Here is a 14434-nt window from a genome sequence, read left to right on the forward strand (position 1 = left end):
TGCCGGCTATTCGCCGGCAACCGGGGTCAACGATCCCGAAAATAGCAAAGGGCCCCGCTATGCGCTGGATACTCTATATCTTCGTATTTCTGATACTACTACTCCTAGCCGGTTATCTGTTTCCCCGAGAAGTCTCCTTGGAGCGCAGTATCTACATCGACAAACCACCCCAAACCATATTCCCCTACGTCAACGACTATCGAAAATTCAACAGCTGGTCCCCCTGGCGGCATATAGATCCCGCCATGGAATATAAATACAGCGGCCCAGAAACGGGGGTGGGGGCAACCATGAGTTGGCATGGCGAAAACTCCAATGAGGGCAGCGGAACCCAGACCATCATCGCCAGCACGCCGGACTCAACAGTACTCAACAAGCTTAATTTTGGTGACGGCAGTGAAGCCTCCGCGGAGTTCAGGTTAATGCCCCAAAACGGCGGTACCCAGGTTGTCTGGAGCTTTAATACCGATACCGGTGGCGGCCCAAGGGAGCGCTGGATGGGGCTGGCCATCAAGAAAATGGTGGGGGAGTCCTACGAACAAGGACTGGCAAAGCTCAAGCAACTGATGGAGTCCAGTACCAAAACCGAGGGAGCCAATAAGGAGGAGACTAATGACACCAGTAATTCGGTGTCCGATATTCCCTCCGATGTCGACGACGCCATGGGTGGTGGCCCGCAGGGCGTACAGTCTGAGATACAGAATCAACAGCAGGAAGAGGCTGGAGAAACTCCTGAAAATGAAGAGCAAAAAGAGAACCAGCCGTAGGCTAAAGCTAGCACCCAAGCACGAAAAAGCCCGCAGAATGCGGGCTTTTTCGTAAAAAAACGTAACCGTATCAGGACTTATTACGACGCTGCGCCGGTACCGGTGACTTACGCAGTTTGCGCCTCTGGCGTTCCAGGTTCTGTTTTTCCCCCTGGGTTAGCGGTCGCTGGCCCAGCTTGGGCAGACCGGCGGTGATACACAGGTCGTCAATTTCCCTGGGCTCCATCTCAATCCACTGGCCCACACGCACATGGGATGGAATAAATACACTACCATAGCGCACCCGCTTGAGGCGGCTCACGCGCACCCCCTGGGACTCCCACAAACGGCGCACCTCACGATTGCGCCCCTCCATCACCACGCAGTAAAACCAGCGGTTTCTACCCTCGCCGCCGCTTTCGACAATATCGGTAAAGCGCGCGGAGCCGTCATCCAATAGCACCCCTTTAAGCAGGCGTCGCTTCATCTCCTCATCCACATCTCCCTGGATGCGCACAAGGTATTCGCGATCGATCACCGATGAGGGGTGCATCAACTTGTTGGCCAGCTCGCCACTATTGGTAAACAGCAGCAGACCACTGGTATTGAAATCCAGGCGGCCAACGGATATCCAGCGGCCGGTTTTCAGCCGGGGCAGGCGGTCGTAAACCGTGGGGCGCCCTTCCGGATCGTGGCGCGAGCAGATTTCGCCGACAGGTTTGTTGTATAGGATTACCCGGCAGCGGTTTTCCCCGCTGGAGGGCAAGCCCTGGCCATCAAATTCAATATGATCCGCACCGGTCACCCGTTCGCCGAGTTCCGCTACTTTTCCGTTAACGGTCACGCGACCCGCATCGATCGCGCGCTCCATCTCACGCCGCGACCCCAGGCCGCTGCGCGCTAATACTTTTTGCAATTTTTCGCCTGCTGGCGAGGTGCCATCACTCATGGGGTGGTGTTTTCCGCTTGCACTACTTCTTGGGAATCTTCATCGACATCGCTACTTCCCGGCTCCTCTTGATCGATTGCAGCCTCATTGTCGATATCACCAAACAGGCTGCTTTTCGGCAGTGTTGCCGCGATAGGGGCTTGTGGCTCCCTAACGTCGTCGTCCTGTTCAATTTCGCTTTCATGTTCTTTTTCCGGAGTTGACTCCTCCTCGGCGTCAACACTCAAAGGCTCACAAGCCTCTGGGCTTTCAGACTGCGTCTGCGCCAACTCCCATTCATCTTCCGGCGCCGCATCCCTGATCTCTTCTTGCGCCTCTGTGGATAACTCAGCTACTGCCACATCATCACTTTCGGCAGCTTCGGTCTCTATCTCGGGCTGCTCGCCATCGGTCTCTAGCTGTATATTGGCCTCCGCAGCGATTTCCTCAAGCGCTACAGCGACCCGAGCGTCCTCCTCAGCATCGGTATCCGTTTCCGCATCTTCAGATTCCTCCTGCTCCTCACTTTCCAGTGCGCCGGCCTCCTCTTCCGTTTCCACACTCGCCTGCTCGCCCTCTGAAAGCTCCTCTCCCTCAGCGGCGAGTGCAGCCGCGATTTCCTCGGGGGGGAGCCCCTCTGATTCGAGAATCTTATTCAAGCTCTCGATATCACGGATTTCAGCCAAAGTGGGCAAGTCATCCAGGGAGGACAGATTGAAATAATCTAGGAAATCCCTGGTAGTCGCGTAGAGGGAGGGCTTGCCGGGCACATCGCGGTGACCAACCACCTTGATCCAACCTCTATCCAACAGGGTTCTCACTATCTGAGAGCTGACCGCAACCCCGCGGATCTCCTCAATATCCCCACGGGTGACCGGCTGACGGTAGGCAATAATCGCCAATGTTTCCAGAGTTGCGCGGGAATACCTTTGCGCTTTTTCCTCCCATAGGCGGTTCACCCAGGGGGCCAGATCTTCCGGCACCTGGAAGCGCCAACCACTGGCAACTTTTTTCAGCTCAAAACCGCGCCCAGCACAACTCTCGGCAATCTCACCGAGCACATCCCGTAGGGTTGTGGCGGAGGGGCGCTCCTCCTCGTCCAACAAGGACAACAATTTTTCCTCACTGAGGGGCTGAGCCGAAGCTAACAAGGCACCCTCCAGGATTCTGCGCAGTAATTCCGGAGCGATTGTCATCTTATTGTTCCAACTCTTCTTCTCTGGGCTCCACCTGCCCTTCAGAATGTGACTCCTGATCACTCAAGTCTTGACTCAAGGTACTCTCGGCATCGGAAAACTGGGGTGTTTCCCCCGGCTCTTCTGCGTAGGAGTCATCTGTACTTTCGTCAAGTTCATCATCACCGGCTTCATTGCCCTGGCTAGCTGCGCGCACATGAATGGGCCCAAAAGCTTCATTTTGTACCAGCTCGACCAGAGACTCTTTGACCAACTCCATCACCGCCAGGAAAGTCACCACCACGCCAAGGCGCCCCTCTTCTGCGGTGAACAGACTCACGAATGGCACAAACTGGCCGTGGCGGATCTGATCCAGCACCTGAGTCATACGCTCGCGGGTAGAGAGCTTTTCGCGTTCCACTTGGTGGCTCTCAAACATATCGGCGCGGCGCAACACATCCGCCAGCGCAACCAATACCTCCTTGAGATCCACCTCTGGGTCGGGCCGGGTAATATTACGGTCCGGTCCTTCGGCACTGGCCTGATGGATATCGCGGCCCATGCGCGGTATTTCATCGAGATCCTCGGCGGCAGTTTTGAAGCGCTCGTATTCCTGCAGGCGGCGAATCAGTGCAGCGCGAGGGTCCTCACCCTCTTCTTCTTCCGCTGCTGGCGGGCGCGGCAACAGCATGCGCGACTTGATCTCGGCGAGCATTGCCGCCATCACCAAGTATTCCGCCGCCAACTCAAAGCGCATCGACGTCATCATCTCCACATAAGCCATATACTGGCGAGTGATGTCCGAGACGTTAATTTCCAAAATATCCAGGTTCTGGCGGCGGATTAAGTAAAGCAGCAGATCCAGTGGGCCTTCGAAGGCTTCCAGGATAACTTCCAGAGCATCTGGTGGAATAAAGAGATCTGGGGGCAGGTCGGTAAATGCCTCCCCCAACACGAGTGCGAGAGGGCCTTCGCCCTCTTCGCTCTCCTCGGTGAGCGGGTTTTCCGTGGGCGAATCAGCAGGGGCGGCAGATTCGGTAGCTGCAACATCGGCGAGTACCTGTTCCTCCACCTCGGCTATTAGTTCTTCACTGGACACCCTGCCCCACCCTCAAAATCGCAAACGGCCGATTATACACCAGTGAGGCGCTAATCAGCCCAGTATTTCATCTGTGGCGCCACAGCCCTGGCGAATTAGCTCGGGCTCATCGCCTGTCAGGTCAATTACCGTAGTCGCTTCCATTCCACAAAAGCCACCATCGATCACCAGCTCCACCTGGTGCTCGAGGGTGTCGCGAATATCATAGGGGTCGGTCAGCGGCTGCGTATCGCCAGGCATAATCAGGCTGCAGCTCATCAACGGCTCACCCACCGCCTCAATCAACTCCAAAGCAATGGGGTTGTCGGGCACGCGAATACCAATGGTTTTGCGCTTGGGGTGGATTAGACGGCGAGGCACCTCTGCGGTGGCCGGCATAATAAAGGTATAGGAGCCCGGGGTGTGGTTCTTTAGCAGGCGGAACATCTGGTTATCCACCTTGGCGTAAGTGGCTAACTCGGAAAGATCGCGACACATCAGAGTAAAGTTGTGATTTTTATCCAGCTGACGCAGGGCGCGAATCCGCTCAACCGCTAGCTTCTCCCCTAATCGGCAGCCTATCGCGTAGGCAGAATCAGTGGGATAAATAATCACCCCCCCACTAGTCACTATATCTGCGGCCTGACTGATCAGCCGCCCTTGAGGATTGTCCGGATGAATTTGAAAGAACTGCGCCACAAAGCCCCCAAGCTTTAATCAATTGAAACCTCTTGCGGCGGGCTCTGATACCCGCCGGGGATTAGGGTTCGACCAATGCCGACTCCCCCTCTGGTGTGATGTGAAAATTCACACCGTCAGGCAGATACTGCTTCCCCGGGTCGATCCCGGTGCAGAGTGTGCCACAGATTCCACACCGGCTCGACGTCTTCGGGTAAACGCACACAGCCCAGTTCCCTCCAGGGCTGCTCCGGCTGGTGGAAATCACTCCCCAAAGAGCTCAACAATGGAGCTTTGCAGGAATCGCCTACGGCCAACGCCATGAGGGTGCGCAGTTCTCTGGTCTGCGTGGGGTTCTGCCGGCCGCAGAGCAGCTCTACAGCATTCCCGCCACTGCGGTAGAACTCTGTCAGCAAACGCAGTAATTGGATTCGAGTGAGACTGTACTTGAGAGGGTGTGCCAACACTGCCGCACCACCAGCAGACTGAATGGTTTCTACAGTCTCTTGCAATTGTGGCCACTCCACGCGCACATCGCCGATCTTGCCGGCGCCCAGATAACGTTTGAATGCCCGCGCTGTGTCCTCAACGTGCCCGGCTTGCACCAGCCAACGGGCGAAGTGCGGCCGCCCCAGTACGGAATCACCGGCAATCGCACGTCCCCCCTGCAAAGCGCCTTGAAAACCGCGCTTCTCTAAACGTTCGGCAATCCGCTCGGCGCGCTCTTGGCGCAATCGCTCGCGCAGGGCAATTGCCTGCCGCAAGCACTCGGCTGCCGGGTCAACATTCAATCCAACTACATGGACGGAGCGCCGCCCCCAAAGGCTGGAGAATTCGATCCCCGTCATCACGGTGATGCCTAATTGGTCACCAACCGCCTGTGCCTCAGCTGCACCATCCACCGTATCGTGGTCAGTGAGTGCCATCAGTGTCACACCTTGAGATTTCGCCCTCGACACCAGCTCAGCAGGACTTAAAATACCGTCGGAAGCGGTACTGTGGCAGTGAAGGTCTACAAGGTCTGTATTCAGATCTTCTGGCAGGAAACTCAACAGCAGGCTCTCACTCTCTCTAGGGGTTAAAAGTCGCAGTATCTATTATTTGGAACAATCATCCGGTGGCGCTGTCCTACTCGCAACCGGTGTTTTCAAGGATAGGGCCCGGACCATAGGTCTCCCTTGGTGGCCACGAGGAACCGGAGTCTGACAGCAGTATTGTCAGTGGGGAAGCGATTTTCCTTGAGGGCCATTGCAATATGACCTCTCAACCAGCTTCCCGCGGGCATTATCACCGGAATTGAGTATGACCGAAACGAATTCGACCACCCCAGTAGCCCAACAGAAGCCCAAGAAGAAAGAGGGCCTTCTCGGCAACCTGCTTCTCAACATCGTTATCCCCACCCTGGTCCTGACCAAACTCTCCGGGGACGACTGGCTCGGCACCAAATGGGCCCTAGTGGTCGCACTGGCGTTCCCTCTCGGCTACGGACTGCGCGACCTCATTCGCTCTGGCAAGGTCAACTTCTTCTCCGCCCTGGGAACTATCAGCATCCTGCTCACCGGTGGCATCAGCCTGCTGGAGTTGGATCCGCAGTATATCGCCATTAAAGAAGCCGCCATCCCAGGCCTGCTGGGTATCGCCACCGTTGCCTCCCTCTACACCCGCTGGCCGCTGGTAAAGACGCTTTTGTACAACGACCAGATACTGGATACCGCCAAGATCACCCAGAGTCTCGCCAACAAAGGCAACCAGGGTGCCTTTGACCGCACCTTGCAACAGGCGTCCTGGATGATCGCCGCCTCTTTTTTCCTCTCCTCAGTACTCAACTACGTACTGGCGAAAGTTATTTTACAGAGCCCTCCGGGTACGGAAGCCTTCAATGAGGAACTGGGTAAAATGACCGCACTCAGCTATCCGGTAATCGCCCTGCCGGCCACCATTATTTTAATGCTGGTTCTCTTTTTCCTCTTTTCCCGTATCGGCAAGCTTACCGGGCTGAAGCTGGAAGAAGTCATGGTTGCCCAATAACAAAATTTCCTGATCAACTAACAAGAGCAAAATTCACAATGTGGTACGCAATCATCAGTGAAGATGTTAGCGATAGTCTCCCTTTGCGCAAAAAAGCGCGTCCAGACCATTTAGCCCGACTCAACCGACTTAAAGACGAGGGGCGCCTGCTGGTTGCAGGCCCGCACCCTGCCGTTGATAGCGAAGAACCCGGTGAGGCTGGCTTTAGCGGCAGCCTAGTGGTTGCCGAATTTCCCTCGTTTGAGGAGGCTCAGGCCTGGGCCGACAGCGATCCCTATATGGCAGCTGGCGTCTACGCTTCAACTTCTGTCAAGCCATTCAAATTAGTACTGCCCTAATAACAACAAGCACAAGCTGTATCGCAATGAAGAAATTATTGTGCGGCCTGATCGCCGCCACACTGCTCAACGCAGTCCCGGCAACTGCCGCCGCCGAAACTCGCTATATCACCGACCAGCTACATGTGCCCATGCGCGCCGGTAAAGGCAATGGATTTCGTATCCTGCACCGCGGCTTGCCCAGCGGCACCCAGCTCAGTGTTCTCGAAGATGCCCCGCAAGAGGGGTGGACCCGTGTGCGCACCCAGGGTGGCACAGAGGGGTGGGTGAGGCGCCAATACCTGGTCTCCGACCCAGTGGCCAAACTCAAGCTGGAACAAGCGGAAGCGAACCTGGCACGCTTTGAGAAAATGGAAGGCAACCTCGGTGGGGAAGTCCGCCGCCTGGAGGAAGAAAATAGCAAGCTGAGTAGCTCCCTGGAGTCCGCCCAGCAACAGAGCCAGACGCTCGCAGCCGAGCTGAAAACCCTAAAGGCGTTATCGGCAGATGCCCTGGCACTCAATGAGCGCCACCAGAAGCTCCTGCACCAGCACGAACTACTCAAGCAGGAGAAGACCATGGCAGAAGCGGAAATTCAGCGCTTATCCGGCAGTGAAAGCCACAAGTGGTATATGTATGGCGCTCTGTCTGTACTACTGGGCGCCCTCCTTGCAATGATTGCCCCGCACCTACGCCCGCGCAAGCGCCACTCAGAGTGGGCGAACTGATTTCGCCCACTCTCGTCGAAATCGCATACTATTGAGCCCCGGGGGAAGTGATATCCCCCCAGGCCCTACATCCAACTCAAAAGCGGCTGTGTCGAAACACTGCCGTAAAACCTAAAGGACTTAGGATGATGCGTAAACTATTTGCAATGCTACTCTGTGCAACCCTTGCCCTTCCCGCATTGGCCAAAAACCCGCGCGTGGAACTTAAAACCGACTTGGGCATTATTCAGATCGAACTCTTCGCCAAAGAAGCTCCGGTCACCGTACAGAACTTCCTTACTTATACCGATAACGGCTTTTACAATGGGATCATCTTCCACCGGATAGTGCCGGGCTTCGTTGTTCAGGGTGGTGGATTTACTTTCGATTTCCAGAGAAAGGAAACCCAAGACCCCATCGTCAACGAATCTGCCAACGGCCTGCAAAACCTGCGCGGCACTCTCTCCATGGCAAGAACCAACGACCCAGATAGTGCTACCTCTCAGTTTTTTATCAATTTGGTCGATAACACCAGGCTCGACGCCCAAGAAGACAAGCCCGGCTACGCTGTTTTTGGCCGGGTGATTGCCGGCATGGATATTGTGGAAAAGATGGTAGAACAGCCAAGGGGCCTTTATCGACAGCACCCAAGTGCCCCCAACACGCCCATCCGCATCCTTGAGGCCAAACGTATAGACACCGGTGACAACGCCGTCGCCACCAACAGCAAGGGAGAATAAGCTGTGATCGCTCTCAGTGTTAATCTCAACAAGATCGCCCTGATCCGCAATTCCCGCGAGGGTAACTTCCCCGATGTCACTGCCCACGGTCGGATATGCCTAGATGCTGGTGCGCAGGGTATCACCGTACACCCACGCCCAGATCAACGCCATATCCGCCCCAATGACGTGCGCGAATTGGCTGCACTGTGCCGCGATCGCCAGGGTATTGAGTTCAATATTGAGGGCAATCCCTTTGCCCTGCACCAGGGGGACTATCCCGGCCTGATGCCGTTAGTACTGGAAACCCAACCAGACCAGTGCACCCTGGTCCCCGACAGCAACGACCAGCTAACCTCCGATCACGGCTTCAACCTCAAGCTCGATGGCCCGCGCCTGGTCCCCCTGATCGCTAGACTCAAGGGCGCCGGTGTCCGAGTTAGCTTGTTTATGGATCCGGATCTAGAGCAGATCAGCCTGGCCAAAGATGTGGGTGCTGATCGCATTGAGCTGTATACAGGCCCCTATGCAGATGCAGCCGCAAAACAGAGCGCGGAGCTGGAAGAAATCTTCAGCGCTCACTGCGCCGCCGCCGAGCATGCACGCCAATTGGGACTGGGGGTCAATGCGGGCCACGACCTGAACCTGGTCAACCTGCCCCGCTACCGCACCCTGCCAGGATTACAGGAAGTCTCAATCGGCCACGCCCTCACCGTAGACGCCATCGGTATGGGGCTGGAGAATGCTGTTAAAGCTTACCTGGACTGCCTCGCCGGCAACTAATGAAGACACTCAACATTATTGGTGCCGGGCGCCTGGGGAAAACTCTCGGGCGCTTGTGGCAACAGACCGGTTTTTTTCAAGTTCAAGCGATTTTTAACCGCGGTCTAGATAGCGCACAGGCTGCCGCCGAGTTTATCGGCGCCGGGCACGCAGTAGCCGCGCTGGAGTTAATGAAGCCCGCAGACTTCTGGCTAATCGCCTGCAGCGATAGCGAGATTGCCGCAACAGCTGAACGCCTCGCCAACCACCTAGGCGAACGCGAAAACATAGCTGCCTTCCACTGCAGTGGCGCCCTGAGCTCACAAGTGCTCGAAGTGCTACGCCCTGCCGCTATCGCCAGCGCCCACCCGGTGCACAGCTTTGCCGATCCGCTGCGCTCCCTCAACAGTTTCGCCGGCAGTAGCGTCGCCCTAGAGGGCGAAAGCTCTGCAACAAAGGCTTTAGCAGAAGCTTTCACTGCCATAGGCTGTGAAATACTCAACATCGAAGCCCAGCACAAGTCTCTATACCATGCCGGTTCGGTGATCGCGTGCAACTATCTCACCGTACTCATAGATCTCAGCCTGAGCAGTTTCGCTGCGGCGGGTATCGACCGCGATAGTGCCCTCAAGTTACTGGAGCCGATTGTTCTGCAGACTGCACATAACAATATAGCTCTGGGGCCGGAGAATTCTCTCACCGGCCCGATCGCCCGGGGCGACCTGGAAACGGTAGCCAACCAGCTGAAAGACTTAACCTCCACAGCCCCGGAACTCGCGCACCACTATCGCCAACTGGGCCTCGCCTGTGTAGAGTTGGCGCGGCGGGGCCAGCTATCCGATGAGAGCGCGGCCAAATTGATCGAACTACTGAGCGAGCCAATGCGGTGAAAGACTCCTCTGAATACCTAAAAAAAAGGGCCTTTTTCGACAGCCTACTAACTATTTATGGGCGCAAGCCGGTGCTCGAGGCGCTGGAAGACCCAGAACTTCCGGTACACAAGCTGCACCTGGCTAGCAGCAACCGACGCGACCAGCTGATCAGTCGAATGGAGTCTCTGGCCGAGGAGCGCCAGATAGAAATCTCCTACTTGGACCGGAAAGAACTCTCCCGCATCTCGAAAAATTCTCGCCAGGATCAGGGTGTAGCGCTGGATCTGGCCCTACCCAACTACGGCAACTACAAAGCCTTCCTGCTCAAGAATGAGGCTAAGACCTACGAACTTTTAGCGCTGGACGGTATTACTAATCCACAAAATCTCGGCATGATTATCCGATCAGCCTGTGCCGGCGGTGTGGATGGTATTCTCCTGCCGAGAAAGGGCTGCGCACAGATTGACCCGCTGGTGATCAAAGCCAGCACCGGCACTCTGTTTAAAACCCAGATACTACGGTGCAACACCCTGGCCGATGCACTAAGCGATTTTCGCGATTCCGGCGCACGTATCTGTGGCCTGTCCTCCCATGCCTCAATGACCCTTGCAGAGGTTCCCGGTAACAAACCAACTATTTTTGTTCTGGGCAATGAAACCCGCGGGGTTAGCGATGCGGTCACCAAGCAGTGTAACGAGCTAGTGCGTATCCCCATGCAAAATGGTGTGGAGAGCCTCAACGTAGCGGTTACTGCGGCACTGATCAGCTTCCGGCGCCAACTTTAATCCGCCCAGGGCATCTCTGTGCAAAAGGTGCCCCTTCTTTCTCTTTCAACCCCCTAATTACCAACTACCCCCCCTCTCGAAGAGTGGCTACCCACAGATTCTGTGGATATCTCTGAGGATAACTATTCTTTCCCTGTCGCAAAGGCCCATGGTTGCGCCAATGTGACAATCTGAAGAAAAAATGACCAGCTTTTGAAACGCCCAAAAAATCAACGAGTTACAGTGAATTACAAGATAAAAGCGAGAGACGTGCGCACCAGTTAAGCGCCATTTGAAGTAAAGAGCTCAGCTGTGGAAAGTGGCACGCTTGGCGGGGGAAATAGAGAAATGGGGCGCCAAGCGCCCCATTTAAAGAAGTGAGATTAAGCGCTTACTCCCACTCGATGGTAGCCGGTGGCTTGCTCGATACGTCGTAAGCCACACGGGAGATATGCTCTATCTCATTAATAATGCGATTGGAGACCTTCTCAATCAGCTCATAGGGCAAATGCGCCCAACGTGCCGTCATAAAGTCCACGGTTTCCACGGCTCGAAGCGCCACTACATATTCATAGCGGCGGCCATCGCCCACCACACCAACCGATTTCACCGGCAGGAATACCACAAATGCCTGACTGGTTTTGTGGTACCAATCAGCCTTGTGCAACTCCTCGATAAAGATGGCGTCTGCCTCGCGTAAGATATCGGCGTACTCTCTCTTTACCTCGCCGAGAATGCGAACGCCCAGGCCCGGTCCCGGGAAGGGGTGGCGGTAAACCATATCGTAAGGCAGGCCCAACTCCAGGCCGATTTTGCGCACTTCATCTTTAAACAGCTCACGCAGTGGTTCCACCAGTTCAAACTGCATATCTTCCGGCAAGCCGCCCACGTTGTGGTGAGACTTGATTACATGGGCTTTGCCCGTTTTGGCGGCGGCAGATTCGATCACATCTGGATAAATAGTACCCTGAGCCAGGAACCTCACATCCTGCAATTTGGACGCTTCTCGATCGAAAATCTCGATAAAGGTATTGCCGATAATTTTGCGCTTGGCTTCAGGCTCATCCACACCTGCCAGACGTGAGAGGAAATCCTCTTCCGCATCGGCGCGAACAACCCGCACGCCCATATTGTCGGCAAACATTTGCATCACCTGATCGCCCTCATTTTTGCGCAACAAGCCGTTGTCCACAAAAACACAGGTCAGCTGATCGCCAATAGCCTTGTGCAGCAGTGCCGCCACCACAGAGCTGTCGACACCCCCGGAGAGACCCAGCAATACCTTGCCATCACCCACCTGTTCGCGCACTTTAGCAATGGAGTCCTCGATAATATTGGCCGGGGTCCAGAGCTTTTCACAACCGCAGATGTCGATGACAAAGTGTTCATAGATGCGCATACCCTGCAGGGTATGTGTCACTTCCGGATGGAACTGTACCCCAAAGAAGTTCTTGTCGGCGGAGTACATACCAGCAATGGGGCAGGAATCGGTGGAGGCCATCAGCTCAAAGCCTTCTGGCATTTGCACGACTTTGTCGCCGTGGCTCATCCATACATCCAGCAGCGCCTCACCTTCATCGTTGAGGTGATCTTTGATATCGCGCAGCAGATTGGAAGTGCCCTCTACTTTTACCTGGGCGTAGCCAAACTCGCGGACGTTACTTCCCTGTACGGCACCACTTAGCTGGTGTGCCATGGTCTGCATACCATAGCAAATCCCCAGAACAGGCACGCCTAAGCTGTAAACCACTTCTGGCGCGCGGGGAGAGCCCTCTTCCGGTACAGATTCGGGCCCACCGGCCAGGATAATACCTTTCGGGTTATATTCGCGGATCTCTTCTTCGCTCATGTCGAAGGCGCGAATTTCGGAAAAAACACCCAGCTCGCGCACACGGCGGGCGATCAATTGGGTGTACTGGGACCCAAAGTCGAGGATCAGAATTCGGCTGGAGTGGATATCTTGGCTCATGATTGACTCATTAACAGAATAAATAACGGCAAACGGACCTGAAAGGTCCGTTTGCGGCTTGGTACTGAAAGTTGTTCACCGAGAGGCTTAGCGTCCGCCCACCGGGTAGTTGGGCGCCTCTTTGGTAATCTGCACATCGTGTACATGGGACTCACCCATGCCGGCGGCAGTTACCCGCACAAATTCTGGACGGGTGCGCATGGTTTCAATATCCACACTACCGGTATACCCCATAGCAGAGCGCAGGCCACCGAGCATCTGGTGCACAATGGCAGACAGAGGGCCTTTATAAGGGACGCGCCCTTCAATACCTTCCGGGACCAGTTTTTCAGCGCCCTTGCTGGCATCCTGGAAGTAGCGATCGGAGGAGCCCTGAGTGCGCGCCATGGCACCGAGGGAGCCCATACCGCGATAGGACTTGTAAGTACGCCCCTGGTATAGCTCCACCTCACCCGGCGCCTCTTCGGTACCGGCAAACATAGAGCCCATCATTACGGAAGATGCACCCGCAACAATTGCCTTGGAAATATCACCGGAGTAGCGGATACCACCATCGGCGATCATAGGTACCCCTGTTCCTTTAAGCGCAGTGGAAACCTCAGCAATTGCCGTTACCTGGGGCACACCGATACCCGTCACGATTCGGGTGGTGCAAATAGAGCCGGGGCCAATACCTACCTTCACCGCATCCGCACCAGCTTCAACCAATGCGCGCGCGGCGTCGCCAGTGGCAATATTGCCGCCAATTACATCCACTTGAGGATGCATTTCCTTAATGCGACGCACGCGATCAATTACGTTGCGGGAATGGCCGTGGGCAGTATCCACAACCAACACATCCACACCGGCCTCTACCAGAGCCGCTACGCGGTCATCGGTGTCAGGACTGGTGCCCACTGATGCGCCAACACGCAGGCGGCCATCGGAATCTTTACAGGAGTTCGGGTACTGCTCTGCCTTATTAAAGTCTTTAACGGTAATCAGGCCGCGCAACTCAAAATCATCGTTCACAACGAGTACTTTCTCGATGCGGTGCTTGTGCAGCAATTCGCGCACATGATCAGAAGAAGCATCTTCGTGTGCAGTTACCAGGCGCTCCTTTGGCGTCATGACACTGGCAACACTCACATCCAGGTCGGTAAGGAAGCGAACATCGCGGCTGGTAACAATACCCACCAGATCTCCTTTATCCATTACCGGAACACCGGAAATATTGTGATGGGTTGTCAGGGCAATCAATTCACGCACGGTGGCATCCGACTCGATCGTAATCGGGTCTTTTACCACACCGGCTTCAAATTTCTTCACCGCACGCACCGCAAGAGCCTGCTCTTCAATGGACATGCTCTTGTGGATAATGCCGATACCACCTTCCTGCGCCAGGGCAATTGCCAGGCGCGCTTCCGTTACTGTATCCATAGCAGCGGAGACAATGGGAATATTCAGGGTGATATTGCGGGACAGCTGGGTTTTAAGGCTGACATCCTTGGCGGTCACCTCGGAATAACCGGGCACAAGTAGGACGTCGTCGAAAGTGAGGGCTTCGCGCGCGATGCGCAGATTGGATTCAGACATTGTTGACACTCAAACCTCGAATAGGCGGGATTGGGTATCGGCGCGATTATACCTCTCAGGAATAAAAGCGCAAATGGCATTTCATAGAAAATCGGATTTAACGAGTAAAGCACTTT

The 14434-nt window shown here is 55.4% G+C and carries 14 protein-coding genes and 1 pseudogene; 8 read left to right on the forward strand and 7 right to left on the reverse strand.

What is annotated here, in order from left to right; translation table 11 throughout:
• Window positions 1–59 precede the first annotated feature (59 nt).
• Window positions 60–767, forward strand: a complete 708-nt coding sequence (locus ACJJH9_RS13615) for an SRPBCC family protein (protein ID WP_444923096.1) — start codon at window positions 60–62, stop codon at window positions 765–767.
• Between the two features lie 70 nt (window positions 768–837).
• Here ACJJH9_RS13615 and rluB read toward each other — a convergent pair whose 3' ends face one another.
• The 5 genes and pseudogenes from rluB to ACJJH9_RS13640 form a co-directional block, all read right to left on the reverse strand.
• Window positions 838–1695, reverse strand: coding sequence for a 23S rRNA pseudouridine(2605) synthase RluB (gene rluB / locus ACJJH9_RS13620; protein ID WP_252082694.1), 858 nt, complete (start codon window positions 1693–1695; stop codon window positions 838–840).
• The gene (gene scpB / locus ACJJH9_RS13625) at window positions 1692–2870 is read right to left on the reverse strand and encodes an SMC-Scp complex subunit ScpB (protein ID WP_444923097.1); all 1179 of its coding nucleotides are present in this window, start codon (window positions 2868–2870) and stop codon (window positions 1692–1694) included. Before scpB ends, rluB begins: the two co-directional genes overlap by 4 nt.
• A 178-nt stretch (window positions 2871–3048) precedes the next feature.
• Window positions 3049–3930, reverse strand: a pseudogene (locus ACJJH9_RS13630) (segregation and condensation protein A); the annotation flags it as partial.
• 72 nt (window positions 3931–4002) lie between these two features.
• Complete coding sequence (locus ACJJH9_RS13635) at window positions 4003–4626, reverse strand: L-threonylcarbamoyladenylate synthase (protein WP_444923098.1); 624 nt, start codon at window positions 4624–4626, stop codon at window positions 4003–4005.
• A 116-nt stretch (window positions 4627–4742) separates the two neighbouring features.
• Window positions 4743–5657, reverse strand: coding sequence for a PHP domain-containing protein (locus tag ACJJH9_RS13640; protein WP_444923099.1), 915 nt, complete (start codon window positions 5655–5657; stop codon window positions 4743–4745).
• Between the two features lie 250 nt (window positions 5658–5907).
• Here ACJJH9_RS13640 and ACJJH9_RS13645 point away from each other — a divergent pair, with 250 nt between their 5' ends.
• From ACJJH9_RS13645 to rlmB, 7 genes are all read left to right on the forward strand, one after another.
• Window positions 5908–6633, forward strand: a complete 726-nt coding sequence (locus ACJJH9_RS13645; protein ID WP_444923100.1) for a VC0807 family protein — start codon at window positions 5908–5910, stop codon at window positions 6631–6633.
• A gap of 38 nt (window positions 6634–6671) precedes the next feature.
• Window positions 6672–6971 (forward strand): YciI family protein, encoded by a 300-nt coding sequence (locus ACJJH9_RS13650; protein WP_444923101.1) that lies wholly within the window; start codon window positions 6672–6674, stop codon window positions 6969–6971.
• A gap of 26 nt (window positions 6972–6997) precedes the next feature.
• A complete protein-coding gene (locus ACJJH9_RS13655; protein WP_252082703.1) occupies window positions 6998–7678 on the forward strand; it encodes a TIGR04211 family SH3 domain-containing protein in 681 nt (226 codons plus the stop codon).
• Window positions 7679–7806: 128 nt separating this feature from the next.
• The gene (locus tag ACJJH9_RS13660) at window positions 7807–8397 is read left to right on the forward strand and encodes a peptidylprolyl isomerase (RefSeq protein WP_444884163.1); all 591 of its coding nucleotides are present in this window, start codon (window positions 7807–7809) and stop codon (window positions 8395–8397) included.
• 3 nt (window positions 8398–8400) lie between these two features.
• The gene (locus ACJJH9_RS13665; protein ID WP_444900180.1) at window positions 8401–9159 is read left to right on the forward strand and encodes a pyridoxine 5'-phosphate synthase; all 759 of its coding nucleotides are present in this window, start codon (window positions 8401–8403) and stop codon (window positions 9157–9159) included.
• Window positions 9159–10028 (forward strand): Rossmann-like and DUF2520 domain-containing protein, encoded by an 870-nt coding sequence (locus ACJJH9_RS13670; protein ID WP_444900179.1) that lies wholly within the window; start codon window positions 9159–9161, stop codon window positions 10026–10028. The genes ACJJH9_RS13665 and ACJJH9_RS13670 overlap by 1 nt, the downstream gene beginning before the upstream one ends.
• Window positions 10025–10795: a 23S rRNA (guanosine(2251)-2'-O)-methyltransferase RlmB gene (gene rlmB, locus ACJJH9_RS13675; RefSeq protein WP_444923102.1), complete on the forward strand. Its 771-nt coding sequence runs from the start codon at window positions 10025–10027 to the stop codon at window positions 10793–10795. The genes ACJJH9_RS13670 and rlmB overlap by 4 nt, the downstream gene beginning before the upstream one ends.
• Before the next feature lie 370 nt (window positions 10796–11165).
• On the opposite strand, the gene guaA is transcribed toward rlmB, so the two are convergent.
• Both guaA and guaB read right to left on the reverse strand, forming a co-directional pair.
• Window positions 11166–12743 (reverse strand): glutamine-hydrolyzing GMP synthase, encoded by a 1578-nt coding sequence (gene guaA / locus ACJJH9_RS13680; protein ID WP_444923103.1) that lies wholly within the window; start codon window positions 12741–12743, stop codon window positions 11166–11168.
• Between the two features lie 87 nt (window positions 12744–12830).
• Window positions 12831–14318, reverse strand: coding sequence for an IMP dehydrogenase (gene guaB / locus ACJJH9_RS13685; protein ID WP_444886843.1), 1488 nt, complete (start codon window positions 14316–14318; stop codon window positions 12831–12833).
• Window positions 14319–14434 lie beyond the last annotated feature (116 nt).

It is taken from the genome of Microbulbifer mixtoriginis (SeqCode), assembly GCF_052466715.1.

Bases quoted from the DNA above. Each gene is read 5' to 3' on its own strand.
- guaB (WP_444886843.1), bottom strand. From the start codon at position 14,318: ATGTCTGAATCCAATCTGCGCATCGCGCGCGAAGCCCTCACTTTCGAC.
- guaA (WP_444923103.1), bottom strand. From the start codon at position 12,743: ATGAGCCAAGATATCCACTCCAGCCGAATTCTGATCCTCGACTTTGGG.
- ACJJH9_RS13650 (WP_444923101.1), top strand. From the start codon at position 6,672: ATGTGGTACGCAATCATCAGTGAAGATGTTAGCGATAGTCTCCCTTTG.
- scpB (WP_444923097.1), bottom strand. From the start codon at position 2,870: ATGACAATCGCTCCGGAATTACTGCGCAGAATCCTGGAGGGTGCCTTG.
- ACJJH9_RS13655 (WP_252082703.1), top strand. From the start codon at position 6,998: ATGAAGAAATTATTGTGCGGCCTGATCGCCGCCACACTGCTCAACGCA.
- ACJJH9_RS13660 (WP_444884163.1), top strand. From the start codon at position 7,807: ATGCGTAAACTATTTGCAATGCTACTCTGTGCAACCCTTGCCCTTCCC.
- ACJJH9_RS13645 (WP_444923100.1), top strand. From the start codon at position 5,908: ATGACCGAAACGAATTCGACCACCCCAGTAGCCCAACAGAAGCCCAAG.
- ACJJH9_RS13670 (WP_444900179.1), top strand. From the start codon at position 9,159: ATGAAGACACTCAACATTATTGGTGCCGGGCGCCTGGGGAAAACTCTC.
- ACJJH9_RS13615 (WP_444923096.1), top strand. From the start codon at position 60: ATGCGCTGGATACTCTATATCTTCGTATTTCTGATACTACTACTCCTA.
- rluB (WP_252082694.1), bottom strand. From the start codon at position 1,695: ATGAGTGATGGCACCTCGCCAGCAGGCGAAAAATTGCAAAAAGTATTA.